Genomic DNA, 25,776 nt, shown 5'->3' with positions numbered 1-25,776 from the left:
CGGCGCCGGAAACCCTCTGCTAGACGGGCCGGGATTTCGAGCAGAGACCGCACGGTCTTGTGAACCTGTGCATCGTTTGGGGGCGCCTTCGGCGGCTCCTCGCGGTGGACGCCGAATATCGAAAGGGTGGATGTGTCCGACACGGCTTCGATTTCTTCCGGCATCGCCAAGCGCTATGCCACCGCTATTTTCGACCTGGCGAAAGAGCAGAATGCGCTCGACGCTATTGCTTCTGACGCTGACACTCTGATCGCAGCCTATGGCGAGAGTGCGGATCTGCGCGATCTGCTGCACTCGCCGGTCTACAGCCGCGACAGCCAGCAGGCCGCCATTGGTGCGCTTGCCGAGCGCATGGGCCTGAACAAGATCACCGGCAATGCGCTGCGCCTGATGGCCGGTAAGCGTCGCCTGTTTATCACCCGCGATCTGGCCATTACACTGCGCGAAATGGTTGCCCGCGAGCGCGGCGAAGTGACTGCCGAGGTGACCGCCGCCGCGGAGCTGAGCGACGAACAGCGCGGACGTCTCGCCGAGACGCTCAAAAATGTCGTGGGTCGCGACGTGAACATCAATCTTTCCGTCGATGAGAGCCTGATCGGCGGTCTCATCGTTAAGGTGGGTTCGAAAATGATCGACACGTCGATCCGCTCGAAGCTCGCCTCCCTCCAGAACACCATGAAAGAGGTCGGATAATGGGTATCCAAGCTTCCGAGATTTCTGCGATCCTGAAGGAGCAGATTCAAAACTTCGGACAAGAAGCAGAGGTCGCTGAAGTCGGCCGCGTTCTCTCGGTCGGCGACGGTATTGCCCGTGTGCACGGCCTCGACAATGTGCAGGCCGGCGAGATGGTCGAGTTCCCGGGCGGCATTCAGGGCATGGCCCTGAACCTCGAGACCGACAACGTTGGTGTCGTTATCTTCGGCACCGACCGCGACATCAAGGAAGGCGACACCGTCAAGCGCACCAACTCCATCGTGGACGTGGGTGTCGGTGACGCGATGCTGGGCCGCGTTGTGGACGGTCTGGGTAACCCGATCGATGGCAAGGGCGACATCGCTTATGCCGAGCGCCGCGTTGCCGACGTGAAAGCCCCCGGCATCATGCCGCGGAAATCCGTGCACGAGCCCATGGCTACCGGTCTGAAGGCCATCGACGCCATGATCCCGATCGGCCGGGGCCAGCGCGAGCTGATCATTGGTGATCGTCAGACGGGTAAAACCGCCGTCGCCCTCGACACCATCCTGAACCAGAAGGCGTATAACGACGCTGCTGGCGACGACGAGTCGAAGAAGCTTTACTGCATCTACGTCGCCATCGGTCAGAAGCGTTCGACCGTTGCGCAGCTGGTGAAGAAGCTCGAAGAGACCGGCGCCATTGAGTATACGACCATCGTGTCCGCCACCGCTTCCGAGCCGGCGCCGATGCAGTACCTGGCCCCCTACACCGCGACCTCGATGGCCGAGTACTTCCGCGACAATGGCCGTCACGCGCTGATCATCTACGATGACCTTTCCAAGCAGGCCGTGGCTTATCGCCAGATGTCCCTGCTGCTGCGTCGTCCGCCGGGGCGTGAAGCCTATCCGGGTGACGTGTTCTACCTCCACTCGCGTCTGCTCGAGCGTTCGGCCAAGCTGAACGAAGAGTATGGCTCCGGCTCCCTGACCGCTCTGCCGGTCATCGAGACCCAGGGTGGCGACGTTTCGGCCTTTATTCCGACCAACGTGATTTCGATCACCGACGGTCAGATCTTCCTCGAGACCGACCTGTTCTATCAGGGCATCCGTCCCGCCGTGAACACCGGTCTGTCGGTGTCCCGCGTCGGCTCGTCGGCCCAGACCAACGCAATGAAGTCGGTCGCCGGTCCGGTGAAGCTGGAACTGGCCCAGTACCGCGAAATGGCCGCGTTTGCGCAGTTCGGTTCGGATCTCGACGCCGCGACGCAAAAGCAGCTGAATCGTGGTAAGCGACTGACGGAGCTGATGAAGCAGCCCCAGTATTCGCCGCTGACCAATGCCGAGATCGTGTGCATCATCTTTGCCGGGACCGAGGGCTACCTCGACGGCGTGGCGGTCGAAGACATCCGCCGTTACGAGGATGGTCTGCTCTCGACTCTGCGCAATCAGCACCGCGACGTGCTCGACTGGATCACCAACGAAGATCCGAAGATCAAGGGCGACGCCGCAGACCGGCTGAAGAAGGTCCTCGAAGAGTACACCGCGGACTTTTCGTAAACGGGTGACGGCGAAGGAGGACGGCTGAATGGCCAACCTGAAGGACCTCAAGAACCGGATCTCGTCGGTCAAGTCGACCCGGAAGATCACCAAGGCCATGCAGATGGTTGCCGCGGCGAAGCTTCGCCGCGCGCAAGAAGCTGCAGAGAGCGCGCGTCCCTATGCGGAGCAGTTCGGTCAGGTGATGGGTGGGCTGGCCAAGGCGGTCGGTAACAGCGAGACGGCGCCCCTGCTTCTGCGGGGCACCGGCAGCGACCAGACTCATCTGCTCGTCGTGATGACTGCGGAAAAGGGCCTTTGCGGCGGCTTCAACACGAATATCGTGAAGAAGGCGCAGGCCCGGATCCGTGAGCTCGAAAGCGAGGGCAAGACGATCAAGATCCTCACCGTCGGCAAGAAAGGCCGGGCCGTGCTCAAGCGTGCCTACAGCCACTATCTGCTCGACGATCACATCGACCTGTCCGAGGTGAAATCGGTCGGCTACGGCAATGCGCAGGAGATTGCGCAGGATGTGCTGAACCGCTTTGATGGCGGCGAGTTCGACGTGGCGACGATCTTCTACGGCGCTTTCGAGAACACCATGACTCAGACGCCTACGGCGCAGCAGATCATTCCGGCGAAATTCGACGTGGAAGAAGAGGCCGATGGCGCTTCGACCAACTACGAATACGAACCGTCGGAAGAAGCCATTCTGGCTGATCTTCTTCCCCGGGGCGTTGCGACGCAGATCTTTGCCGCTCTTCTGGAGAACGCTGCTTCCGAGCAGGGGGCCCGGATGACGGCCATGGACAACGCGACGCGCAACGCGGGTGACATGATCGACAACCTGACGATCGAGTTCAACCGTACCCGTCAGGCCGTGATCACCAACGAGCTGATCGAGATTATTTCGGGCGCCGAAGCCCTCTAAGACGAACCGGAGATACTAGAATGGCTGAATTGAAAGGCAGAGTGACCCAGGTCATCGGCGCCGTGGTCGACGTGCAGTTCGACGACAAGCTGCCCGAGATCCTGAACGCGCTCGAAACCGACAACAACGGCAAGCGTCTGGTGCTCGAAGTGGCCCAGCACCTGGGTGAAAGCACTGTGCGCGCCATCGCCATGGACGGGACCGAAGGCCTCGTGCGCGGTCAGGAAGTCCGGGATACCGGCGGCCCGATCATGATGCCCGTGGGTGACGCCACCCTCGGCCGCATCCTGAACGTGGTTGGCGAGCCCGTGGACGAAGGTGCCGCTCTGGACACCGATGAATCCCGTGCGATCCACCAGCCCGCCCCGGAATTTGCCCAGCAGTCCACCTCGTCCGAGATCCTCGTGACCGGCATCAAGGTGATCGACCTGCTCGCCCCCTACTCGAAGGGTGGTAAGATCGGCCTGTTCGGCGGTGCCGGCGTGGGCAAGACCGTTCTCATCATGGAACTCATCAACAACATCGCCAAGGTGCACTCGGGTTACTCCGTGTTCGCCGGTGTGGGTGAGCGGACCCGTGAGGGCAATGACCTCTATCACGAGATGGTCGAATCCAACGTTATCAAGCCCGACAACCTGACCGAATCTCAGGTGGCTCTGGTCTACGGTCAGATGAACGAGCCCCCGGGAGCCCGTATGCGCGTCGCCTTGTCCGGTCTGACCCTTGCGGAATACTTCCGTGACAAGTCCGGTACCGACGTGCTGTTCTTCGTAGACAACATCTTCCGCTTTACGCAGGCGGGTTCCGAGGTGTCGGCGCTTCTGGGCCGTATTCCTTCCGCCGTGGGCTACCAGCCGACGCTGGCTACCGACATGGGTGCCATGCAGGAGCGGATCACCTCGACCAAAGCCGGGTCGATCACCTCGATCCAGGCCGTCTACGTTCCTGCGGACGACCTTACCGACCCGGCCCCGGCCACGACCTTTGCCCACCTCGACGCTACGACCGTTCTGTCGCGTGCGATCTCCGAAAAGGGCATCTACCCGGCCGTGGACCCGCTCGACTCGTCGAGCCGGATCCTCGATCCGCAGATCGTGGGTGAAGAGCACTACCAGGTGGCGCGTGACGTGCAGGGGATCCTGCAGCGCTACAAAGAACTGCAGGACATCATCGCCATTCTCGGCATGGACGAACTGAGCGAAGACGACAAAGCGGCCGTGTCCCGGGCGCGTAAAATCGAGCGCTTCCTGTCCCAGCCGTTCGACGTTGCGAAAGTGTTCACCGGCTCCGACGGTGTGCAGGTTCCGCTCGAAGACACGATTTCGTCCTTCAAGGCCGTTGTGGCCGGCGAGTACGATCACCTGCCCGAGGGCGCCTTCTACATGGTCGGCGGCATCGATGAGGTGAAGGCGAAGGCCGAAAAGATGAGCGCCAACGCCTGATTGGCTCCCGGACCGCCCGCCAGCGTGCAGGCGGTCCATCACTCACCGAGACGGGAGAACTTCCATGGCCGAGATGATGACTTTTGATCTGGTCAGCCCGGAGCGTCGCGTTGCGTCGCACAAGGCCACCTCCGTGCGCCTGCCCGGGACCGACGGCGATCTGACCGCCATGCCCAATCACGTGCCGATGATCCTAACCCTCCGCCCCGGCGTTCTGCACGTCGAAGGCGATACAGGGACCGAGGAATATGTAGTAACCGGCGGCTTCGCCCAGATCAGCCCTGAGGGTGTGTCGATCCTGGCCGAGCGCAGCTACCACCGCAATGACATGAGCCAGCACATTCTGGATGACATGCTCGCCGAAGCCGCTGAAAAGCAGCGTCGTGCAGTCGAGGCGTCCCATAATGAGCCTGGTCCCGTAGATGACGCAGCCAAACTGCTCTCCGATATGGTTGCCATGGGTGATCACATCGGCCTTGACTGCAAGCAGCCGTCTCTTTGACGGCTGACCGACTTTCTGGCGGGGCGAAGCAGGTCTGATACAGATGTCTGACGGGTATTCATTTACCGCAGTGCGACAAGGTAGTGCGATGCTGTTCAACCATCACGAGAGTGGTGGTGAGATGTGGACTGGCGAAGGCCCTCGGGAGATTCGTCGTTACGTTGAATTCGGGCATACCTTTATTGGCAACCCTGCGGTGCATGTAAGCTTGGGATTAATCGACTCGATCGCGTCCAGCAATTTGCGGACAGATATCAGCGCAGCAGACGTGACGAAGGATGGTTTTACCATCCTTTTCCGCACGTGGGGCGACAGCCGTCTGGCCCGCATCCGTGCGGATTGGTTGGCGATCGGTCCGGGCTACGATCCCGCAATCTGGGCGCTTGACTGAGCACAGAACCGGGGCACGGCGTTGGCCGCACTCATGCCCTCAAAAATTTATCTCAACGCCCGGTAGGGCGATCTCGCGCATCAGGTCGCGGACCTCTTGACGAGCCGCGATGTTTGACAGGCTGAGATTCCCCACACCGGCATCTTTCAGATCAAGCAGCGTCAGCCCCTGTGGGAACAATTCGCGGAACACGACCCGCTCCGAAAAGCCATTCGTGACCCGGAAACCGATGCGTTTTGACAAATCGCTCAGCGCTTTGCCAACCTTTTTCTTGTTATGCATTTGCTGGGTGCCGAGCCGGTTGCGGACGACAATCCATTCCATCGGCTTCAAGCCCGACGCTGCGCGGAGCTGACGGGCGCTCCAGACCATCTCCGAATAGATCGAGGGGCCAAGAATCTTACCTGAATGGCCGTCCATCCTCGCCAGTAGGTCGAAATCAACGAAGCTGTCATTCAGCGGTGTGATCAACGTGTCAGCCATAGCATGAGCCATCTGGCTGAGGCGGGTGTGCGAGCCGGGGCAGTCGATCAGAACGAAATCGGAGATCTGGTGTAATTCCTCGACGACCTTCTCCAGCTTATGTGCCTGCGGGTGCTGACCTTCTGCGAGAATGCCGGGATCGATGTTAGGCAGTTCCCGGTAGTCGGGACACGCAAGCTCAATCCCGCTTTCGCGGATGAAGGCTTTGCGGTTTTCCACATATCGCCCGAGGCTCTGCTGGCGCAGATCGAGATCAACGGCGCCGACTTTATGGCCCATCCGGACAAGTGCGGTCGCGATATGCATGGAGGTGGTCGATTTTCCCGACCCACCCTTCTCGTTTCCAACAACGATGATATGCGCCAAACCCTGCCCCATGTCTTATTTTCGCCCCATATACGGCTGAATTGGGGCGGGGGGAAGTGCATTGCCTGCCACAAGTATCAGTGACTGCCCATCATTTCATCCGAGCTGCGGTAGAGCATATGCACGGCGACGAACGCATGATGCTCGGGCGGTGTTGGCCTGTGCGGGGATCGATTCCGCTTTTCGGGAATATGACAGCTGCACCAAAGAAAAAGCCCCGCCATTCAGGCGGGGCCAATATCACGCACATAGGGAAAGGCTCAGAAGCCGAGACCCTTGTACTTGTTCTTGAACTTCGACACGCGACCGCCGGTATCCATCAGGCGGGTCGAGCCGCCGGTCCAGGCGGGGTGTACGGACGGGTCGATGTCCAGCGAGATCTGGTCGCCTTCGTTGCCATAGGTCGAGCGCATCTGAACGATGTCGCCGCTGACCAGCTTGACGTTGACCACGTGATAGTCGGGATGAAGGTCCTTTTTCATCGGGTCTCTCCTCAAGCTTTGGCATCGGCGCCCTTGGGCGCACGGTAGTTGGTCTTTTCAGCGATACGGGCGGATTTGCCGCGACGCGCACGCAGATAGTACAGCTTCGAGCGACGCACCTTGCCGCGACGGACAACGGTGATCGAGTCGATGTTGGTGGAGTAGAGGGGGAAGACCCGCTCAACGCCTTCGCCAAAGCTGATCTTGCGAACGGTGAACGAGCCGGCGATGCCGTGGCCGTTTTTGCGCGCGATGCAGACGCCTTCGTAGTTCTGCACCCGGCTGCGGGTGCCTTCGGTCACTTTGTAACCGACGCGGATGGTGTCACCGGCTTTGAAGTCCGGGATTTCTTTCCCGAGCTCTTTGATTTGCTCGGCTTCGAGCTGTGCGATCAGGTCCATCTGATACGCTCCTTTATCTGCCCACGGTTGGCCCGCGGAGTGTCTCGCGCCTCAGAGCTCTTGGTCTTCATCCGGGTTCACGTTGCGCGCCGCACAATATGCCCGCCAGAGATCAGGTCGCCGTTCCTTGGTCAGCCTTTCGGCCTGTTCCCGCCGCCACTCCGCAATCTTGCCGTGATGCCCGGAGAGAAGAACCTCAGGGATATCGCGACCGGACCATTGGCTGGGTCTGGTATACTGGGGATGCTCAAGCAGGTGACCGGAGAAAGATTCCTCCTCCACGCTTGCATGATTCCCAAGCACGCGCGGTATAAGGCGGACTGTCGCGTCTATCAAGGCCTGAGCCGCGATCTCGCCCCCTGTCAGAACGAAGTCGCCTAGGCTGACCTCTTCGATCTGATGCTCCTCCAGAACCCGCTCGTCTACCCCTTCGAACCGCCCGCACAAGAGCGTCATCCCCTGCGCTGCGCTCCAGCGCTGCGCCATCGCCTGATCGAAGGGCTTGCCCCGAGGCGAGAGGTAGATCACCGGCCATTGGCGGCGATCGACCGGGGTTCCGCCACGGGCCGTGCGGATGGCTTTGTCCACTACATCAGCGCGCAGCACCATCCCGGCACCGCCCCCGGCCGGGGTGTCATCCACGTTGCGATGCCGTCCCTCGCCAAACTGGCGCAGGTCGATGGTGTTCAGTTGCCAGAGACCCTCCTGGAGCGCCTTGCCCGTCAGGCTGAGGCCCAGCGTGCCGGGGAAGGCCTCGGGGAAGAGGGTGATGATCCGCGCTTCCCAAGCACCTGCGATCTGAGGGGTTTCCGCCATCAGGTCACGGGGTTGCAAAGAAGGCGCAATTTTCAGGCGCCCGTGCGAGCGTGAAGGTGGAGTCTTTTCAGCCATGGGAGATCGGTTACTCTCCTCCGCAGCCCTGTCAAGCAGGTGTCTGTGAGGCAGAGGAGCTCTCCGATGATCAAGTCCTTCGAAACGCGGCGGTTGCGTGTTGTCGATTGGTCCGACGACCTCAGTGATCCGCGACGGCGGGCCACATTACTGGAGGGTATGGAGGCGGTCCTTCAGCCGTCCGTTCTCCTCCACCTGCCCCCTCACCTCCAGCGTCCTGACGGAGAAAACGCCGTCGCACGGTGGGTTGAGATGGTGCGGGCCGAGAGCACCAGCCTGACAATCCGGGCTCGGGGAACTGAGGACCTGATCGGGCTGTTGCTTCTGGCCGAGGTTCCGGACCAGCGGAGCCACAGGCCGATCTGGCACATGGGCTACCTGTTCGCGGAGCGCTTCTGGGGACAAGGATATTGCACCGAACTCGTCAGGGGCCTCGTCGCGGAAACCAGATCCTTGGGCAGCCTCACGCTCATCGGTGGAGTGCCGCGCGACAACCCGGCCTCAGCTCATGTGGTGCAAAAGGCGGGGTTCCGTGTCGACCCGAGGCTGTCCTCTCACGACACGGAAATCTGGCGGCTAGATTTCTGACGAAGCCTGAGGCGCGGTTACAGGACTACGACCCCCAGGAGCGACAGGAGGAAAAGGATCAGCGCGATAAAGATGATCAGGCGGGCAGCCGAAAGGGCCACGCCAGATACACGGCCGAGTCCCAGAAGCGCGGCAATGGCGGCGACGACGAGAAGGGTGATAAACAGGCTCAGCATTGGGGTTCTCCAAAATGGCACACTGCATCTGCAGTTTGGCTATGCAACAATGCTGAGGTGATCTGGTTCCCGTGACGAAGTGTTATTCTGGTAGTAGCCCTTCGGGCGGGTCCAGAACAATGCGCCGGGCGTCCATATCTACGGTCGGAATCACGGCGCGGGTGAAGGGCGCGAGTATTGTGTCTGCAACGCCGGTGATCTTCAGCTCCAGAAGATCGCCGCCTCCTGTTTCAACTACATTGGCGACCCGTCCGATTGCCGTTCCGCCCGTGTCCACAACCTCAAGCCCGATCAGATCCACATGGTAAAACTCGTCCTCCTCGGCCTCAGGCAGACGGTCGCGCGGCACGTAGAGACGCAGACCCCTGAGTGCGTCAGCCTCTTCCTTGGTGCGCAGCCCCGAGAGCCGGGCAGCAAATCCGTTTTTTATCGGGTTGCCCAGAGCCAGGTCGAACTCTCGGCCGTCTTCGGCGGCCAGGGGGCTGTAGCGGGCAATGTCGGCAGGATTGGCGCAAAAGCTCTTGAGCCTCACCTCGCCGTTCACGCCATATGCACCTGCAATCTGCCCGACACAGACATGATCTTTCATCGCTGTCGCCTCATCCTCTGAAAGAAGTCGCTGACCCATAGCGCGAAGCGACGCCACAGGACAGACCCTGGCCTCTCATCGGCTAAGCATATGCAGACGCTCGCGGCGGGCTTCCCATCCGAGGCGCTGAAGCTCGGGCGTCTGGTGATCTTCTTCGGGCCAGCCGAGGCAAAGATACCCCACCAGCTTCCATCCCTCGGGCACGTCGAGGTCACGGCAGAGCTGGTCGGGATCAAGCACCGACACCCAGCCAAGCCCCAACCCCTGTGCGCGCGCGCTGAGCCACAGGAGCGTGATCGCCGACACCACGGAATAGCGTCGCATCTCGGGCATTGTCCGCGCGCCGAGCCCGGACCCCTGCGGGGTTTCCTCGTCGCAGAAGACGGCGAGTTGTACTGGCGCGCGGTCGATCCCCGCGAGCTTCAGCCCGGCATAGAGCCGCGCCCGGTCGCCTTCATAGCTGGACAAGGCCTCGGCATTGGCGGCTTCGAAATTTGTGCGCACCGCTTGCCGGGCCGCGGGGCTGTCCACCCGGATGATCCGCCAGGGTTCCGACAGCCCGACCGATGGGGCTGTCAGGAACGAATCGAGGCACGCCGTCAGGCATGCCTCGTCCACCGGATCGGTGCGGAAGTGGCGGACATCGCGCCGCCACTCCATCAGCTCGGTCAGCTCACGTCGAAAGCTTTCGGAGAAAGCCCGCACGGGCTTACTCTTCGGCCGGAGCTTCGGCGGCGGCGGCTTTCTCGGCCTTCTCGGCGGCACGCTCCTGGGCCTTCTTACCCGGCTCGGCCTTCTTCATGTTGGCGCGCTCTTTTTTGGGCAGCACACCGGCGGCCTCAAGGAAGCGGGAGATCCGGTCGGTGGGCTGGGCGCCCTCACCCAGCCAGTACTGCACGCGCTCCATGTCCATCTTCACGCGATCTTCGCTATCCTTGGGCAGGAGCGGGTTGTAGGTGCCAAGCTTTTCCACAAAGCGGCCGTCACGCGCGTAGCGGCTGTCGGCGGCGACGATGGAATAGTGGGGGCGCTTCTTGGAGCCGCCACGGGCAAGCCGGATTTTCATTGCCATTTCAGAGTTCTCCTCGGATTTTCTCGTGGTTCAGTTTGACCTGATCAATGATCATGGCCATCAGTTGCTCGACCAGTTCGGAGGGCAGGCCCACCTCTCTGGCGATTTCGTGGAAGCGCGCGCGCTGCGCGGCTTCGCGGTCGGGATCAAAGGCGGGCAGGCCAGCCTCGGCCTTGAGGTGCCCGACCTGATTGGTGATGCGGAACCGTTCGCCCAGCGTGTGCAGCAGGATGCCGTCGAGGCTGTCGATGCGGTCGCGGAATTCCGCGAGGCGGGCCGTGTGATCGGTCATGCGCGATGCCCTCCGTCGATGCGCCATTGCCACCATCGATGCGTCTGGCTGGCGGCCGAATTTGGGTATTTTTGGAAAGGTGAAGCCATCAGTTTGTCCCTCCAATGTGCCGGAATACCAGATCACAGCCCGCGGGAGAGGGTGCATCGGAGTCGGATGTACCGCCGATTTTGCGGGCAATGGCGCTGGAGGCCGGGTTGTCGGGGCTCACATAGGAGACGAGAGACGCGGGCGCGATCTCGGTGCGGACCCAATGGAGGACGGTGGCGGCAGCCTCGGCGGCGTACCCTTTGCCTTCATGTCCCTGATATGTGAGCCAGCCCAGCTCCAGCTCGGGGAAGGCAGGGATGTCGTTTAGGGTAATCTGGCCCACGAGGGTGCCGTCCTGTGTTTCAACACTGAGGGCGCCGGCGCCGGTGATCTCCCAGCCTTTCATGTCCGCGCAGAACATCCCCCATGCCGCGTTCAGCCCGAACGGTCCGCCAATATAGTGTGCGTGGTCGCTGGTCAGCGCGTCGCGATAGGTGGGCCAGTCCCCGAGCTCCATGGCGCGCAGACGCAGGCGGCCGGTCGTCAGCACAGGGGCCGGGCGCGGTGCACCAAGGCGGGGAAAGGGCGTGGCGACCATGATTACTTCTTCTTGCCGAAGCCGGAGAGACCCGGAGGCAGGGCCGCGCCGCCGCCCAGACCCGGAAGGCCGCCGGGCATGCCAGCTGGCATCTTGCCGAGTTTGCCCATCTGGGCCTGCGCGGCTGCGATTTCGGCCTCGGAAGGGCCACCTTTGCCGAACATGGAGGCCATGGCTTTTTTCAGCATGCCGCCCTTGCCCATCTTCTTCATCATATCCGCCATCTGGCGGTGCATTTTCAGAAGCTTATTCAGTTCGGAGACCTCAAGACCCGCACCGGCAGCGATCCGCTTTTTGCGGCTGGCCTGAAGCAGTTGCGGGTTGGCGCGTTCTTTCTTTGTCATCGACTGGATCAGCGCGATCTGGCGTTTCAGGATACTGTCGTCAAAGCCCGCGTCCTGCGCCTGTTTGGCCATTTTGCCCATGCCGGGCATCATGCCCATCACGCCTTCCATGCCGCCCATCTTGAGCATCTGCTCGAGCTGGGTCCGCAGGTCGTTCATGTTGAACTGGCCTTTCTGGAAGCGCTTCATCATGCGCTCGGCCTGTTCCTGCTCGATGGTGGCCTGAGCCTTTTCCACAAGCGCGACGATGTCGCCCATCCCGAGGATCCGGCCCGCGATCCGCTCGGGCTCGAAGGTCTCCAGCGCTTCCATCTTTTCGCCGAGGCCGACGAACTTGATGGGCTTACCGGTGACGGCGCGCATGGACAGGGCCGCACCACCGCGACCGTCGCCGTCCATCCGGGTGAGCACCACGCCGGTGACGCCGATTTTATCGTCAAATTCGGTGGCGACGTTCACTGCGTCCTGACCCGTCAGACCGTCCACCACCAGCAGCGTTTCGCGCGGGTTGGCAACGTCGCGTACTTCGGCGGCCTGCTGGATCAGCTCTTCGTCGATATGCAGACGGCCCGCGGTATCGAGCATGTAGACGTCGTAACCGCCGAGGCTGGCCTGAGTCTTCGCGCGTTTGGCAATCTGGACCGGGGTCTCGCCCTTGACGATGGGCAGGGTATCCACGCCGATCTGCGCGCCGAGGATCTGCAACTGCTCCATGGCGGCGGGGCGGTTGGTGTCGAGCGAGGCCATCAGAACCCGCTTGTTATCGCGTTCTTTCAGGCGCTTGGCGAGTTTGGCGGTCGTCGTTGTCTTACCAGAGCCCTGCAGACCGACCATCAGGATCGGAGCGGGGATCTGGTCGATCTTCAGCTGACCGGCTTCGCCAGCGTCGCCCGCCAACACATGCACCAGCTCGTCATGAACGATTTTGACGACCTGTTGTCCCGGGGTGATGGATTTGGTGACGGCCTGACCGGTCGCCTTTTCCTGCACCGCTTTGACGAAATCACGGGCCACGGGAAGCGAGACGTCGGCCTCCAGCAGCGCCACGCGGACTTCGCGCAGGGCGGTCTTGACGTCCTCGTCACTCAGCGCGCCTTGCTTCGTCAGGCGGTCGAAGACGCCGGAGAGGCGCTCTGACAGGTTCTCGAACATCCCGGGCTCCCCCGTTTCGTATACGACAAACGCCCCCGTGGGCGAATCCTCGCTGACGGGGGGCGATCCCGACCACATGTCGGGACCGGGAACACATTAGTCCCGGAGTTGGGGCGAGATTAGGACAGAGGCGACGGTGAGTCAAGCCGCCCCTGCCTGTCGCGGTTCAGGTGCGGGCCGCGTCCCGAACCATTTCAAACGCGTTTTCGCGCTGTTGCTCCAGATGAGCGCTCAGGGATTGGAGCCGCTCGGAAATGTCGGAGACAGCGCTGCGGATCCGCTCTTCGTCGGGCAGAGACTCGGTTACCTCTTCGACGACGGTATTGCGCCGCTTGGCTCCGATCAGCGCGGCGATTGCGGCGGGGACAAGCAGTGCGGTGGCTCCGGCGGCCAGGAGCATCCGAAGCCGGTCGCTGTCATCATCGCGCCGGGGGTCGAGGCGGTGGCCTAGGGCGTTGGCCCGATCGCGGAGGTCGCTTAGATGCGACTCGAGATCGGGGCGGTTCTCCCAAGCGTCTGAGACGCGGGAAGAAAGGCGGTCTACCGCACTGCGGTCCGATCGAGCGGCAACAATGGCTCCGGCGACGAGCGGGATGAGAGTGGACGCGGCGGCGATGGCGGCGTTGCGGGACGATGGGGTCATGGCGGGCTCCGTTCAACAGGCTCGGTGTTACCCGGGCAATGACCAGAGCCCCAAGTTGGTTCCGTGCGCCGCGCGAAATACCGCGACGGCTGCTCCGTTACTCCGCGGCTGCCTTGGTGCGGAAACCCTTTTCGATCCGGTCCGACGGGGCGACCGGATAGTCACCGGAGAAGCAGGCATCGCAATACTGCGGCTGCTCCGGGTTGCGCCCGTTGGCTTCGCCGACCGCGCGGTATAGCCCATCCAGAGTGATGAATTGCAGCGAATCGACCTTGAGATAGCCTGCCATTTCGTCAGGGCTCATCTGAGCCGCGAGGAGCTTTTCCCGGTCCGGCGTGTCCACGCCATAGAAACAGGGCCACGCAGTTGGCGGACTGGCGATCCGGAAATGCACTTCAGCCGCGCCTGCATCCATCAGCATCTCGCGGATCTTCACAGTGGTGGTGCCGCGAACGACCGAATCGTCCACCAAAATCACCCGCTTGCCGCGAATGAGCGCGCGGTTCACGTTCAGTTTCAGCCGCACCCCCATGTTGCGGATCTGCTCCGTGGGCTCGATGAAGGTCCGACCCATATACTGGTTGCGGATAATTCCCATCGCGTAGGGAATGCCCGATTCCTGACTATAGCCGATGGCCGCAGGGGTGCCGCTGTCGGGTACGGGACAGACCAGATCGGCCTCGACGGGCGCCTCGCGGGCCAGCTCTACACCGATCTGTCGCCTGGTTTCATAGACTGACCGCCCGCCCAAAATGCTGTCGGGTCGTGAGAAATAGACGTGCTCGAAGATGCAAAACCGCGGCTTTTGCGGCGCGAACGGACGGTGCGAGGTTACCTCACCATTTTCAATCACAACCATCTCGCCGGGTTCAACCTCGCGCACCACTTCGGCTCCGATGATGTCGAGCGCGCAGGTCTCGGAGGACAGAACCCAGCCTTCGTCACCGATCTTGCCCAATACCAGCGGACGAACACCCAGCGGGTCGCGCACGCCGATCAGCTTGGTCCGGGTCATGGCGACAACCGAAAACGCGCCTTCGACCCGGCGCAGGGCGTCCTGCATCCGTTCGGGGATCTTACGCTGGAGCGAGCGGGCCATCAGGTGAATGATGCATTCCGAATCGCTCGACGACTGGAAAATCGACCCCGCCCCGATCAGCTCACGCCGCAGCGCGTCGGCATTGACGATGTTGCCGTTATGGGCGATCGCCGCGCCGCCCATGGAGAACTCGCCGAAAAACGGCTGCACGTCGCGGATCTGGGTGTTGCCTTTGGATCCCGCGGTGGAATAGCGCACATGTCCGATGGCCAGCGGACCGGGCAGCGTGTCCATGAGTGACTGTTTCGTAAAGTTGTCGCGCACATAGCCAAAACGCCGGGCGGAGTTGAAACCCTGCTCCGGGTCGTGGCTGACGATGCCGCCAGCTTCCTGGCCGCGGTGTTGCAGCGCATGCAGGCCGAGGGCGACAAAGTTCGCGGCGTCGGTGACGCCGGTTACGCCAAAGACGCCGCATTCCTCGTGGAGCTTGTCATCGTGTGATGTGAAGGGATGGTCAGGCAGGGTTTTCGAGGCGGGCACGGCCATGGGGGGGCTCCGGCTGGGACTCGGGATGCCTTCGTTTAGGGTTTTGAGGGGCGCTTGTCACCCTCTTGTCATACAACGTGCGGAAAAGACACGGTTGGGGCGCAAGCCTCTGCCAACGTTTGTCTTTGTGGCATAGTGGCCCGGTCAACGGAGATCATAGCTGGCCAGCGTGTCGTATTGCGCGCCAGCGGGGGTCAGGGTCGAGCGGATCAGCTCGACCTCATGAATCGGTTCGGGATCGAGGCGGAACGTGCCGTTTGCCTCCAGAAACATGCCTGTCCGCTCGATCTCGGCGGGCGTTATCTGGTTGCGGAACCGTGCCAGCGTCACATGGGGGACAAAGCGGCGTTTCGGCACGGACAGGTCCGCACGGCGGCACAGTCCTGCGATCCGGTCATGCAAGGCGATCAGCCCGGGCTCGTGCAATGCGAGGGCGTGGACCGACTTGGGCTTGTCCCTTCCGAACTGGTCCACGCCATGAAATCCCAGCATGACCGGCCCGGGCTTCAGGAGATCCAGGAGGGCGTTGAGATCTTCGAGCGCATCTTGGGAGGCCTTTTCCATAAAAGCCAGCGTGAGGTGAAGGTCATCCTCTGCGACTTGTCGGCCACAGCGCAGCCGGTCTCCCAGCGCGGTCAGAGCGCGGGTTTGAAAAAAACTTGGTCTGAGGGCGATAAAGCAGCGCATGATCCGAGCGCTATATTTGTTTCTGGAATGAGGAAAGGATAACCGGGTGTATGAGTGACAACCCTGAAATCTCCCTGACCCATCGCGCGGGCCTTCCCGATGCCCTGCGTGTGCTCGTGGATGAGCTGCCGCGCGGTACGTGGGAGGCGCACCCGAACTTCTCACCCCTGACCCGATTCTGGCTCGACCGGCATCTGATGTTCCGCGAAGTGCTGGGGCGTTTGCGGCAGGGGGCGGAGGCTTTGTTGCAGGGGGACCTGGACCCTCAGCGCTTCGGTCGTGAGACGAGCAGGTATGGCGGGTTTCTGTTGCAGGAACTCCATGGCCATCATGGGATCGAAGATCACCATTATTTCCCGGTTCTCCAAGCGCTTGATGGGCGGTTGGAGCGGGGTTTTGATCTGCTGGATGCCGATCATCACGCACTGGACGCGCAGATGGCTGCTCTGGCGGAGGCGGCAAATGGCGCGCTGACCGGGCTGGCCGGTGCCGATCCGCGAACGGCTGTAGGACAGCATCTGGAGGTTTTGGGCGGCTTTCACCGGTTCCTCGACCGACATCTGGAAGACGAAGAAGACCTCGTTGTACCGCTGATCCTCCGGTATGCGCCCGAAATCGGTTGATTAGCCCCTGCTCAGGCGGGCTTCGCGCAGCAGTACGACGACAATGCCCAGAGCAGACAGAACGGCCGAGGCGAGCATCAGGCTGACCAGTGGCAGGGCGGTTTCTGCCTCCATGAGCAGTACGCCGGCGAGAGCTGACAGCGTCGCTCCACCGCCGATATTCACGGCCCCTCCTAGGCCACTGGCTGTGCCGGCCAGCTCAGGTCGGACGGACATCATGCCCGCAGTGGCGCTTGGCAGCACCAGTCCGTTGCCAATACCCGTCAGGATCATTGGCCCAAAGAAGGTCAACGGATTTGTGGGCATCACGAAAGTCAGAACCAGCGAGAGCGCGGGGCCGATAGCTGTGACGATCACGCCTGCAATGATCATCCGATTCGGTCCTTTGAGTGCGGCAAACCTGCCCGTGAGGCCATTGCCGATGAAATAGCCGATGGACGGAGCACCGAAGAGCAGGCCGAGATGGGTTGGTGTCAGGCCAAAGATCTCGCTGCCGACGTAAGGTGCTCCGCCAAGGTAGGCGAAAAACGTTCCCGAGCAAAACGCCGCCGTTCCAGCGTAGCCCCAGAAGCGGGGCGATCTGAACAGGACGGGGTACTGGCGGAATTGCTGGGTCAGGGTCGCGTGCGAGCGCGCGGCTGTCTCACCCATGTCGCGCCAGGCGACCCAGGTGAGCAGAACGCCGAGGATCGCCAGAAGGCCAAAGCTCGCTTGCCACCCGAACAGGCCCTGCAGGGCGCCTCCCACAGCCGGAGCCACCATGGGGGCGACGGACATGCCCATGGTCACATAGCCGATCATGGCGGCGGCTTCGTTCGTGGGGTAAAGGTCCCGGATCGCTGCGCGGGGCAGGATCAGCGCGGCGACGATCACGGCCTGAAATCCACGAAAGATCAGGAATGCAGCGATATGGGTGGAGAGCAGGCAACCCACCGTTGCGAACACAAAAATTACTATGGCCCAGAGAAGCACCCGCCGGCGGCCAAGATTATCCGAGAGCGGCCCGATGACCAGTTGCATCACGCCATTGACGCCGAGATATCCAGCCACCGTGATTTGCATCACGGCGTAGCTTGTGCCGAAATAGGCGGTCATCTTGGGCAGCGAAGGCAGAAACAGATTCATCGACATGGCCGCCAGCGATGCAAGTGCGACCATCGTGACCACGTGAGGTGGTGTGCTGCGATCGAGGAATTTCGCTGTGCGGGGCGGTGACATGAGCGGGCCGGGAAAAACAGATACGACGCCCTGAAAACAGGCTGTCTGGGAGAGCAGATAGACTGAGCCAGTGATCCGTCCAAGGCCATCGGTTGGCCAGCGGTCGGGTTTGGCGGGTGACTTTTCTGCAAGAATATGATAATTATAAGAAATATGTTTATCTTTGATTTTGGGGGCGCTGATGCCCGAATACTTTGTTGCATTTTGGAACGTTGAAAACCTGTTTGCGCCCGAGACCTATCCGGACCGCCCGGATTGGTTGCAAAGGCGGATCGGGCGAGAGTTGAAGGGGTGGGACGAGGCGCTGTTTCAGCGCAAGCTTGATCAGCTGGCCGTGGTTATCTCTGCCATGAATGACGGGCGGGGTCCTGACATTCTCGGGGTTTGCGAGGTCGAGAACCGTTTTGTGTTGGATCGACTGGTGGACACCATTTCACAGGCATTGCCTCACCGTAACTACGGCGTACAGCACGCGGAATCTGAACTGGATAAGAGGGGGATCGACACAGCATTCATCTTCGATGACACGCAGTTTTCCGTGCCTGACGGGCTGGTCTTTTCTCACTTTGTGCTGCGGCGGACCGGAACACGGGATATCGTGCAGGTGACGTTCCGCAGTCAGGCGGGCAATGATCTCATCATCATGTGTAATCATTGGCCATCGCGGTCCGGCGGCGCCGAGAAGTCGGCGGGGTTTCGCGCTACGGCTGGGGAAACGGTGGGCTATTGGCACGAAAGGATTCGGGATGCGGTGGGCCCGCGTCCTGCATTGTTGGTCATGGGGGACCTGAACGACAATCCTTGGGATGGCTCGGTGACGTTTAACGCCAACGCGACCCGCGAGCGTGGCGATGTGGAACGCAGCGAGTCGGCTAAGCTCTGGAATCTGAGCTGGTCCTACCTGCGCAGCGCAGCCATCGATCATCAGGGAAACAAGCGCGGGCTCGATGGATCGCTCTACCATGGGGGAGACGGGGATCTCTTTGACCAGATCCTTGCGGCCAGAGCCTTGATTGATGGCAAAGGTCCGTTTCATCTCTGCGACGACACGGCGGGTTTGGTACTCTTGCCGCAGATGGTCAGCCATCGGGTCTCCGAAGGACCCCTGCGCTTTGGTTTGCCCAAAGGCGACCCTGCCCGTCATGTGAACCGCAACGGGTTCAGCGACCATTTTCCCGTCAGCGTTATCATCCGCGAAGACGCCTCTGATGGCGCTGCCGTCCGTCGCTAACTCCGGGATTCAACGGGATTACCGCTTCCCCGCAAGCTGAGTGCCGCCTATGCTGCCCGAAATGCGCTCGGCGCGCGTCCCAACGGCAGGAGAGAAACGTATGAAGGATATCCTTGAAGAGCTCGAAAACCGGCGCAACGTTGCGCGGAACGGCGGCGGGGACAAGCGGATCGAGGCTCAGCACGCCAAGGGCAAGCTGACCGCGCGTGAGCGGATCGAATTGTTGCTGGACGAGGGCTCTTTCGAGGAGTTCGACATGTTCGTGACCCACCGGGCCACGGATTTCGGCATGGCGGAGAATAAAGTCCCCGGTGATGGCGTGGTCACTGGCTGGGGTACGATCAATGGCCGTCAGGTCTATGTCTATAGTCAGGACTTCACCGTTCTGGGCGGTTCACTCTCCGAGACCCATGCCCAGAAGATCTGCAAGATCATGGATATGGCGATGCAAAACGGTGCGCCCGTGATCGGCCTGAATGATTCAGGCGGAGCGCGGATTCAAGAGGGTGTCGCCAGCCTCGCGGGCTATGCCGAGGTGTTCCAGCGTAACGTTCTGGCCTCTGGTGTGATCCCCCAGATCAGCGTCATCATGGGGCCCTGCGCCGGTGGTGCGGTCTATTCGCCTGCGATGACGGACTTCATCTTCATGGTGAAGGACACCTCCTACATGTTCGTCACCGGCCCCGATGTGGTGAAGACCGTGACCAATGAGGTCGTGACCGCCGAGGAACTGGGCGGCGCGACCACCCATACCCGCAAATCCTCCGTGGCTGATGGGGCGTTCGAGAACGACGTCGAAGCGCTGATCGAAGTAAGGCGGTTGGTGGACTTCCTGCCCGCCTCGAACCGGTCGCCTGTCCCGGTGCGCCCGTTCTTCGACGATGTGGCTCGCGTAGAGGAGAGCCTTGATACGCTGATACCTGACAATCCCAACTCACCCTACGATATGAAGGAGCTGATCACGAAGATCGCCGATGAGGGTGATTTCTTCGAGATCCAGGAAGACTTTGCCAAGAACATCATCACCGGCTTCATCCGTCTCGAAGGACGTCCGGTGGGTGTGGTGGCGAACCAGCCCATGGTGCTGGCTGGGGTGCTCGATATCGACAGCTCGCGTAAGGCCGCGCGGTTCGTGCGCTTCTGCGACGCGTTCGAAATCCCGATCCTGACGCTGGTGGACGTGCCCGGCTTCCTGCCCGGCACGAGTCAGGAATATAACGGCGTCATCAAGCATGGCGCAAAGCTGCTCTTTGCCTATGGCGAAGCGACGGTGCCGAAGGTGACTGTGATCACCCGCAAGGCTTATGGTGGTGCCTACGACGTGATGTCGTCCAAGCACCTCCGGGGCGATCTGAACTACGCCTGGCCCACCGCTCAGATCGCTGTGATGGGCGCAAAAGGGGCGACCGAGATCCTTTATCGCGCGGATCTGGGCGATCCGGAGAAGATTGCGGCGCGGACGGCAGAATATGAGAAGAACTTTGCCAACCCGTTCAAAGCTGCCGAGCGAGGCTTTATCGACGAGGTCATTCAGCCCCATTCGACCCGGCGCCGGGTGAGCCGGGCCTTTGCGTCGCTGCGGAACAAAAAGCTACAGAATCCTTGGAAAAAGCACGATAACATCCCACTCTGACCTGCTGGGGGCAGAGCTAAGATCATGATCCGACCGGCTCGTTCCGGTCGGGTTCGGAGAGAGACATGCAAAAGCACAAGGGCTTTCCCAGCCGTCTGCCGGGAAGCGATTTTCAGTTCACGATTCGGCGGGCCAACCCCCGCGGGGTCACACCGCTGGTGGCGCGCGAGCGATATCGTGATCGCAAGCCGATGGACCGGCAGGCCGACGAAGCCTTTCTCGCAGCACTTTGGGAGCATTTCGGAGATGCGCCCTTCGAGCGTGGAAATCTTGATGCAGGGCGTCTGAATTGGCTCTTTGGGCGCGAAGTCGTCCCAGCCGAAGAACCATTCGACCCGGAGAGCTATGATTCGCTCCTGCGGATCGATGTAGATGTAGCAAAGCTGAGTTTTCCTGGCGCAATAATCTGACTTTGTATGAACCTCAAAATAGAGATTTTTACAGAATTTCCCTCATAGGTTGTTAGTTTTCTCTTGCGCCTTCCTTTGCGTCAGCGGTAACCTCAGGTTGTCGAGCGGTCCTATCGTTCGGCACGTTGCGTTACCCATTTCACCTTTTGGCCCGGTCTTTTTGAGATCGGGCCATTTTTTTTGGAACTCAATGTCGCTTTCGTCATTAAACCCTTGAAACACGCGCTGATCGCCCTCGCGACAGCCACTTCTCAGGAGAACAATAATGCCGAAGTTTTTCGTTCTGGTTACCGCCGCTGCCCTGACCCTGTCGGCCTGCGGCAATACCGACCTCGAGCGCGCGGGTACCGGTGCACTTGGCGGTGCTGCTATTGGTGAGGTCGCTTTCGACGAGCCTGTCGCAGGTGCCGCTGTCGGCGCGATCGGTGGTGCGCTGGCCGACGATGTCGGGCTTGCCAACTAAGCGAACGCAGACCTGCGAAAACTCGGAACGCGGTCCCATGGGGGCCGCGTTTTCTTGTTTGCGAAAACAACCCCTGTCGTTTGCGAAAACAGAATGCGCTTTGGTCGAAGGCGGGTGACACCCTTTGATATTGGTGGCATCACCGATGCAAAGAGAAGGAGAGCTTTATGAAATCCAGCGCGCTTGGCCTGTCGGCCGTTCTTCTGACCGCAACGCTTCTGGCCGGGTGTGCCACGACGCCAGAGGATACGAACACCGTCTATGCCGCCGAACCCGGCTATGCGCCTGATGATCCCTGCAAGGGCGTCGTCCCCGAGATGTGTCCGCGTCCGGGGATTGACTATGTTCAGTAAGATCCTGATCGCCAACAGGGGCGAAATTGCCTGTCGGGTAATTAAGACCGCGCGCAAGATGGGTATCTCCACCGTCGCGCTTTACTCTGACGCTGACAAAAACGCGCTGCATGTGGAGATGGCCGATGAGGCGGTGCATATCGGCCCGCCTCCTGCCAACCAGTCCTACATCGTCATCGACAAGGTGATGCAGGCGATCCGGGACACGGGCGCCGAAGCTGTGCATCCCGGGTACGGCTTTCTGTCCGAGAACCCCAAATTTGCCGAAGCTCTGAAGGCCGAGGGTGTCGCGTTCATTGGCCCGCCCGTCGGCGCCATCGAAGCGATGGGGGACAAGATCACCTCGAAGAAGATCGCTGACGAGGCCGGTGTGTCGACCGTTCCCGGCCATATGGGCTTGATTGAGGATGCTGAAGAAGCGGTGGAGATCGCCACGCAGATCGGCTATCCGGTGATGATTAAGGCCAGCGCTGGTGGCGGCGGCAAGGGCATGCGCATTGCCTGGAACGATGAGGAGGCCCGCGAAGGCTTCCAGTCCTCCAAGAACGAAGCGGCGAATAGCTTTGGCGATGACCGAATTTTCATCGAAAAATTCGTCACCCAGCCCCGTCACATCGAGATTCAGGTTCTGGCCGATGGTCACGGTAACGCCGTGTATCTGGGGGAGCGGGAATGCTCGATTCAGCGACGGAACCAGAAGGTCATCGAAGAGGCGCCCTCGCCCTTCCTTGATGAGGCCACCCGTAAAGCGATGGGTGAACAGGCCGTCGCTCTGGCGAAGGCCGTGGGTTACGCCAGTGCCGGGACGGTGGAATTCATCGTCGATGGCGAGCGGAACTTCTATTTCCTTGAGATGAACACCCGTCTGCAGGTGGAACACCCGGTGTCCGAACTGATCACCGGTGTCGATCTGGTGGAGCAGATGATCCGCGTGGCGGCTGGTGAAAAGCTGTCGATCACGCAGGATGACGTCACGCTCACCGGCTGGGCCATCGAGAGCCGGCTCTATGCGGAGGACCCGTATCGGGGGTTCCTGCCATCCATCGGTCGCCTGACCCGTTACCGTCCTCCGATGGAGGTCGCCGCCGGTCCGATGCAGGACAATGGCAAGTGGCTGCCCCAACCTGGCGGCGTCGAGGCCCCCGAGGGCAAGACTGCGGTGCGTAATGATACCGGCGTCTATGAGGGCGGCGAGATCTCCATGTATTACGACCCGATGATCGCCAAGCTCTGCACCTGGGGTCCGGACCGCGCGACGGCGATCGAGGCGATGCGCGTGGCGCTCGACCGGTTCGAACTGGAGGGGATTGGCCATAACTTGCCCTTCCTGTCGGCTGTGATGGATCACCCGCGCTTTGTCTCCGGCGACATCACCACGGCGTTTATCGAAGAGGAATATCCAGACGGGTTCGAGGGCGTCGGACTGCCTGACGCGGCACTCGACCGGGTTGCTGCCGCCGCCGCTGCGATGAATCGGGTTGCCGAGATTCGCCGGACCCGGATTTCGGGTCGGATGGACAATCACGAACGCCGGGTCGGTACCGATTGGATCGTCATGATCGGTGATTATGAGGCCGCGGTGGTGATCGCCGCCGATCATGAGGGCTCGACAGTTTCCTTTGATGACGGACGCCAGATGCGGGTCACGTCGGACTGGCAACCGGGGCAGAGCCTCGCGCGCCTGATGGTCGATGGCGAAGAGCTGGTGTTGAAGGTTGGCCGCTCGCCCGGTGGTTTCCGCTTCCGGACGCGTGGCGCCAATCTTGTGGCCAAGGTCTGGACCCCGCGTCAGGCCGATCTGGTTCGCCATATGCCTGAAAAGGTCGCGGCGGACACGAGCAAACTGCTCCTTTGCCCGATGCCGGGTCTCATCGTCAGCCTCAGCGTGGCTGAGGGCGACGAGGTTGAAGAGGGGCAGGCCCTTTGCGTCGTTGAGGCGATGAAGATGGAGAACATCCTTCGTGCCGAGCGGAAGGGGAAGGTTTCGAAGATCAACGCCAGCGCGGGCGACAGCCTTGCTGTGGATGATGTGATCCTCGAATTCGAATGATCCACATAACTCGCTGACACTTACCGGGGGCCAATCGGCCCCCGGTTTTCGTTTTGGCAATCGCGTCAGATGAAGCGATTGACGTAATTCTCCAGCCGCTCCTGTCGGCCCGACCGGGGATCGGGATTGAGACCTTCAGCCTCGACCCGGTTGGCGATACTGGCGAGGTCGCTTTGCAGCATGGCCTGTGCTTCGGGCGTGTCCCAGCCCGCATAGCGTTCGGCCCGCGCTGCCTCCAGCCCGCCGTCTTCCAGCATCTCTTCCGCCGCGATCAGCCCGCGCGCGCAGACATCCATGGCACCGGAATGGGCCAGCACCAGATCCTCGGGGTCGAGGGACTGGCGCCGCAGTTTAGCATCGAAATTCGTACCCCCGGTCGTAAAACCGCCGGCTCTCAGGATTTCGTAATAGGCCAGCGCCACTTCGGGGACGCTGTTGGGGAACTGGTCGGTGTCCCAACCGGATTGGTAATCGTTGCGGTTCATGTCGATGGATCCGAGCAGTCCCAGCGAGGCCGCCAGTGCCAGCTCGTGCTCAAAGCTGTGTCCGGCGAGAATCGCGTGGCCTTGCTCGATGTTCAGCTTCACCTCGTTTTCGAGCCCGAACCGTTTGAGGAAGCCGTAGACCGTCGCGACATCGTAATCGTACTGATGCTTGGTGGGCTCCTGTGGCTTCGGCTCAATGAGCAAAGCCCCCTCGAATCCGATCTGGTGTTTGTACTCGACCACCATGGAGAGGAACCGTCCGGCTTGTTCGGCTTCGCGGCCGAGGTCAGTGTTCAGAAGCGTCTCATACCCTTCGCGCCCCCCCCAGAGCACGTAGTTCTGTCCGCTCAACCGGTGAGTCGCATCTATACAACTTTTCACTGTTGCCGCAGACCACGCAAAGACATCGGGGTCTGGGTTTGTTGCCGCTCCCGCCATGAAGCGGCGGTGGCTGAACAGATTCGCGGTCCCCCACAAGAGGCCGATGCCCGTCCTCTCCATCTTCTGTCCGAGATAATCGACGATCTCTTCGAGGTTCCGTCGTGTTTCCGCAAAGCTGTCCCCCTCCGGGCGGACATCTGCATCGTGAAAACAGAAGAACGGCACGTCCAAACGGGTAAAGAGATCAAACGCCGCATCCGCTTTAGCCTTCGCGTGGGCCATGCTGTCGCCGAACCAAGGCCGCTCAAATGTCTGCCCGCCAAACGGGTCTCCGCCGGGCCAGGCAAGACTGTGCCAATAGGCGACGGCGAATCTCAGATGCTCCCGCAGCGTTTTGCCGTGAACCACCCGATCAGGGTCGTAGTGGCGAAACGCAAATGGGTTTTCACTGTCAGGTCCCTCATATGTAATATGCGGGACGCCATCAAAATAGCCGGACATGCAGGCTTCTCCCAGTTGATGATCAGAAGGACCGTAGCGGCTCTGGTGTTCAATACCAGCAGAGAGGGCCAAAGGTGCGAAAAATGACATTCGATTCCCTGCTCAGATGCCGCTCCTCGTCTGACTTTGGTAGCCGGTATCGTGATTTCCTGGGTCTCAAGAGAGAATGGCGACAGGATTTTCTCCAAATCTTAGGCAATCCTTTCGGCGAATTACTCAAAACCCTGATTTTCCGCAGCAAATGGTCAAGTTGCATGAAATTGGTGGTTCCGCCAAAAAACTGCTTGCGGCGTCTTCATGGTACACTTAGAAGCCCTTTCACCGGCGGCGCTGAGGCGCGGTTGGGGGGGTCGCTGAGGCGACGCTGACACGGGGCGGTTAACTTTCGGGTTGACGATGGTCTTGAGTTGGTGTTTATGAGGCGGTCTGACATCGGGACATTATGAGGCGGGCGCGCCGTTAGTTTAGGGCGCATCTGTTGAGTTTTGTGTCGGTAGCTCTTTGAAATTGCGAGTATCTGAAGAGATATGCGGGCGGTTCTGGTCATTCGACTGACGGACGTTTGCATATCGG

General features: G+C 61.0%; 30 protein-coding genes. 14 read left to right on the top strand and 16 right to left on the bottom strand.

Annotated elements, in window-relative coordinates:
• Positions 1-132: 132 nt before the first annotated feature.
• The 6 genes from FEV53_RS14090 (at position 133) to FEV53_RS14065 (ending at position 5,476) form a co-directional block, all read left to right on the top strand.
• On the top strand, positions 133-693 hold the full coding sequence (locus FEV53_RS14090) for a F0F1 ATP synthase subunit delta (RefSeq protein WP_185962213.1): 561 nt from the start codon (positions 133-135) through the stop codon (positions 691-693).
• Positions 693-2,231, top strand: a complete 1,539-nt coding sequence (gene atpA / locus FEV53_RS14085) for a F0F1 ATP synthase subunit alpha (protein WP_142835461.1) — start codon at positions 693-695, stop codon at positions 2,229-2,231. Before FEV53_RS14090 ends, atpA begins: the two co-directional genes overlap by 1 nt.
• Before the next feature lie 28 nt (positions 2,232-2,259).
• Positions 2,260-3,141 carry a F0F1 ATP synthase subunit gamma gene (locus FEV53_RS14080; protein WP_142835460.1) on the top strand — a complete coding sequence of 294 codons (882 nt, stop codon included), beginning with the start codon at positions 2,260-2,262 and terminating at the stop codon, positions 3,139-3,141.
• Positions 3,142-3,161: 20 nt separating this feature from the next.
• Positions 3,162-4,583 (top strand): F0F1 ATP synthase subunit beta, encoded by a 1,422-nt coding sequence (atpD, locus tag FEV53_RS14075; RefSeq protein WP_142835459.1) that lies wholly within the window; start codon positions 3,162-3,164, stop codon positions 4,581-4,583.
• 64 nt (positions 4,584-4,647) lie between these two features.
• Positions 4,648-5,085: a F0F1 ATP synthase subunit epsilon gene (locus tag FEV53_RS14070; protein WP_142835458.1), complete on the top strand. Its 438-nt coding sequence runs from the start codon at positions 4,648-4,650 to the stop codon at positions 5,083-5,085.
• 88 nt (positions 5,086-5,173) lie between these two features.
• Entirely contained in the window at positions 5,174-5,476 is a 303-nt protein-coding gene (locus FEV53_RS14065) for an H-type lectin domain-containing protein (RefSeq protein WP_246100827.1), read from the top strand.
• A 39-nt stretch (positions 5,477-5,515) separates the two neighbouring features.
• Here the strand turns inward: FEV53_RS14065 and FEV53_RS14060 are convergent, their stop codons facing one another.
• From FEV53_RS14060 to trmD, 4 genes are all read right to left on the bottom strand, one after another.
• Complete coding sequence (locus tag FEV53_RS14060; protein WP_142835475.1) at positions 5,516-6,325, bottom strand: division plane positioning ATPase MipZ; 810 nt, start codon at positions 6,323-6,325, stop codon at positions 5,516-5,518.
• A 260-nt stretch (positions 6,326-6,585) separates the two neighbouring features.
• A complete protein-coding gene (rpmE, locus tag FEV53_RS14055; protein ID WP_142835456.1) occupies positions 6,586-6,807 on the bottom strand; it encodes a 50S ribosomal protein L31 in 222 nt (73 codons plus the stop codon).
• Between the two features lie 11 nt (positions 6,808-6,818).
• Entirely contained in the window at positions 6,819-7,208 is a 390-nt protein-coding gene (gene rplS / locus FEV53_RS14050; RefSeq protein WP_142835455.1) for a 50S ribosomal protein L19, read from the bottom strand.
• Between the two features lie 51 nt (positions 7,209-7,259).
• Positions 7,260-8,024 carry a tRNA (guanosine(37)-N1)-methyltransferase TrmD gene (trmD, locus tag FEV53_RS14045; protein WP_425465488.1) on the bottom strand — a complete coding sequence of 255 codons (765 nt, stop codon included), beginning with the start codon at positions 8,022-8,024 and terminating at the stop codon, positions 7,260-7,262.
• Between the two features lie 141 nt (positions 8,025-8,165).
• Here trmD and FEV53_RS14040 point away from each other — a divergent pair, with 141 nt between their 5' ends.
• Positions 8,166-8,687 carry a GNAT family N-acetyltransferase gene (locus FEV53_RS14040; protein ID WP_142835453.1) on the top strand — a complete coding sequence of 174 codons (522 nt, stop codon included), beginning with the start codon at positions 8,166-8,168 and terminating at the stop codon, positions 8,685-8,687.
• Between the two features lie 17 nt (positions 8,688-8,704).
• Here FEV53_RS14040 and FEV53_RS14035 read toward each other — a convergent pair whose 3' ends face one another.
• From FEV53_RS14035 to thpR, 10 genes are all read right to left on the bottom strand, one after another.
• The gene (locus tag FEV53_RS14035) at positions 8,705-8,863 is read right to left on the bottom strand and encodes a DUF1328 family protein (protein ID WP_142835452.1); all 159 of its coding nucleotides are present in this window, start codon (positions 8,861-8,863) and stop codon (positions 8,705-8,707) included.
• Between the two features lie 82 nt (positions 8,864-8,945).
• Complete coding sequence (gene rimM, locus FEV53_RS14030; RefSeq protein WP_142835451.1) at positions 8,946-9,452, bottom strand: ribosome maturation factor RimM; 507 nt, start codon at positions 9,450-9,452, stop codon at positions 8,946-8,948.
• A 75-nt stretch (positions 9,453-9,527) separates the two neighbouring features.
• Complete coding sequence (gene bluB, locus FEV53_RS14025; RefSeq protein WP_142835450.1) at positions 9,528-10,157, bottom strand: 5,6-dimethylbenzimidazole synthase; 630 nt, start codon at positions 10,155-10,157, stop codon at positions 9,528-9,530.
• Between the two features lie 4 nt (positions 10,158-10,161).
• On the bottom strand, positions 10,162-10,524 hold the full coding sequence (gene rpsP / locus FEV53_RS14020; RefSeq protein ID WP_142835449.1) for a 30S ribosomal protein S16: 363 nt from the start codon (positions 10,522-10,524) through the stop codon (positions 10,162-10,164).
• Between the two features lies 1 nt (position 10,525).
• The gene (locus FEV53_RS14015) at positions 10,526-10,816 is read right to left on the bottom strand and encodes a chorismate mutase (RefSeq protein WP_142835448.1); all 291 of its coding nucleotides are present in this window, start codon (positions 10,814-10,816) and stop codon (positions 10,526-10,528) included.
• An 88-nt stretch (positions 10,817-10,904) separates the two neighbouring features.
• Entirely contained in the window at positions 10,905-11,444 is a 540-nt protein-coding gene (locus tag FEV53_RS14010) for a GNAT family N-acetyltransferase (RefSeq protein ID WP_142835447.1), read from the bottom strand.
• A 2-nt stretch (positions 11,445-11,446) separates the two neighbouring features.
• Positions 11,447-12,940: a signal recognition particle protein gene (ffh, locus tag FEV53_RS14005; protein ID WP_142835446.1), complete on the bottom strand. Its 1,494-nt coding sequence runs from the start codon at positions 12,938-12,940 to the stop codon at positions 11,447-11,449.
• Positions 12,941-13,106: 166 nt separating this feature from the next.
• Positions 13,107-13,583 carry a hypothetical protein gene (locus FEV53_RS14000; RefSeq protein WP_142835445.1) on the bottom strand — a complete coding sequence of 159 codons (477 nt, stop codon included), beginning with the start codon at positions 13,581-13,583 and terminating at the stop codon, positions 13,107-13,109.
• 97 nt (positions 13,584-13,680) lie between these two features.
• Positions 13,681-15,168, bottom strand: a complete 1,488-nt coding sequence (gene purF / locus FEV53_RS13995; protein ID WP_142835444.1) for an amidophosphoribosyltransferase — start codon at positions 15,166-15,168, stop codon at positions 13,681-13,683.
• Positions 15,169-15,312: 144 nt separating this feature from the next.
• Positions 15,313-15,855 carry an RNA 2',3'-cyclic phosphodiesterase gene (gene thpR, locus FEV53_RS13990; protein WP_142835443.1) on the bottom strand — a complete coding sequence of 181 codons (543 nt, stop codon included), beginning with the start codon at positions 15,853-15,855 and terminating at the stop codon, positions 15,313-15,315.
• A 50-nt stretch (positions 15,856-15,905) separates the two neighbouring features.
• Here thpR and FEV53_RS13985 point away from each other — a divergent pair, with 50 nt between their 5' ends.
• Positions 15,906-16,478, top strand: a complete 573-nt coding sequence (locus tag FEV53_RS13985) for a hemerythrin domain-containing protein (RefSeq protein WP_142835442.1) — start codon at positions 15,906-15,908, stop codon at positions 16,476-16,478.
• On the opposite strand, the gene FEV53_RS13980 is transcribed toward FEV53_RS13985, so the two are convergent.
• Positions 16,479-17,636, bottom strand: a complete 1,158-nt coding sequence (locus FEV53_RS13980; RefSeq protein ID WP_246100826.1) for a multidrug effflux MFS transporter — start codon at positions 17,634-17,636, stop codon at positions 16,479-16,481.
• A gap of 241 nt (positions 17,637-17,877) precedes the next feature.
• Between FEV53_RS13980 and FEV53_RS13975 the strand changes: the two genes are divergently transcribed.
• The 6 genes from FEV53_RS13975 to FEV53_RS13950 all read left to right on the top strand — a co-directional run bounded on the left by FEV53_RS13975 (position 17,878) and on the right by FEV53_RS13950 (position 23,836).
• A complete protein-coding gene (locus FEV53_RS13975) occupies positions 17,878-18,927 on the top strand; it encodes an endonuclease/exonuclease/phosphatase family protein (RefSeq protein WP_142835440.1) in 1,050 nt (349 codons plus the stop codon).
• Between the two features lie 100 nt (positions 18,928-19,027).
• A complete protein-coding gene (locus FEV53_RS13970; RefSeq protein WP_142835439.1) occupies positions 19,028-20,560 on the top strand; it encodes an acyl-CoA carboxylase subunit beta in 1,533 nt (510 codons plus the stop codon).
• Positions 20,561-20,625: 65 nt separating this feature from the next.
• On the top strand, positions 20,626-20,970 hold the full coding sequence (locus FEV53_RS13965) for a hypothetical protein (protein ID WP_142835438.1): 345 nt from the start codon (positions 20,626-20,628) through the stop codon (positions 20,968-20,970).
• Between the two features lie 265 nt (positions 20,971-21,235).
• On the top strand, positions 21,236-21,433 hold the full coding sequence (locus FEV53_RS13960) for a hypothetical protein (protein WP_142835437.1): 198 nt from the start codon (positions 21,236-21,238) through the stop codon (positions 21,431-21,433).
• Between the two features lie 167 nt (positions 21,434-21,600).
• The gene (locus tag FEV53_RS13955) at positions 21,601-21,786 is read left to right on the top strand and encodes a hypothetical protein (RefSeq protein WP_142835436.1); all 186 of its coding nucleotides are present in this window, start codon (positions 21,601-21,603) and stop codon (positions 21,784-21,786) included.
• Positions 21,776-23,836 carry an acetyl-CoA carboxylase biotin carboxylase subunit gene (locus FEV53_RS13950; RefSeq protein ID WP_142835435.1) on the top strand — a complete coding sequence of 687 codons (2,061 nt, stop codon included), beginning with the start codon at positions 21,776-21,778 and terminating at the stop codon, positions 23,834-23,836. The genes FEV53_RS13955 and FEV53_RS13950 overlap by 11 nt, the downstream gene beginning before the upstream one ends.
• A gap of 65 nt (positions 23,837-23,901) precedes the next feature.
• On the opposite strand, the gene xylA is transcribed toward FEV53_RS13950, so the two are convergent.
• Positions 23,902-25,203 carry a xylose isomerase gene (gene xylA / locus FEV53_RS13945; RefSeq protein ID WP_142835434.1) on the bottom strand — a complete coding sequence of 434 codons (1,302 nt, stop codon included), beginning with the start codon at positions 25,201-25,203 and terminating at the stop codon, positions 23,902-23,904.
• Positions 25,204-25,776: the final 573 nt, after the last annotated feature.

It is taken from the genome of Palleronia caenipelagi (genome assembly GCF_007004065.1).
Taxonomy (GTDB): Bacteria; Pseudomonadota; Alphaproteobacteria; order Rhodobacterales; family Rhodobacteraceae; genus Palleronia; species Palleronia caenipelagi.
The sequence above is the reverse complement of the archived record's forward strand: the minus strand, read 5'-3'. Positions and strand labels throughout refer to the sequence as shown.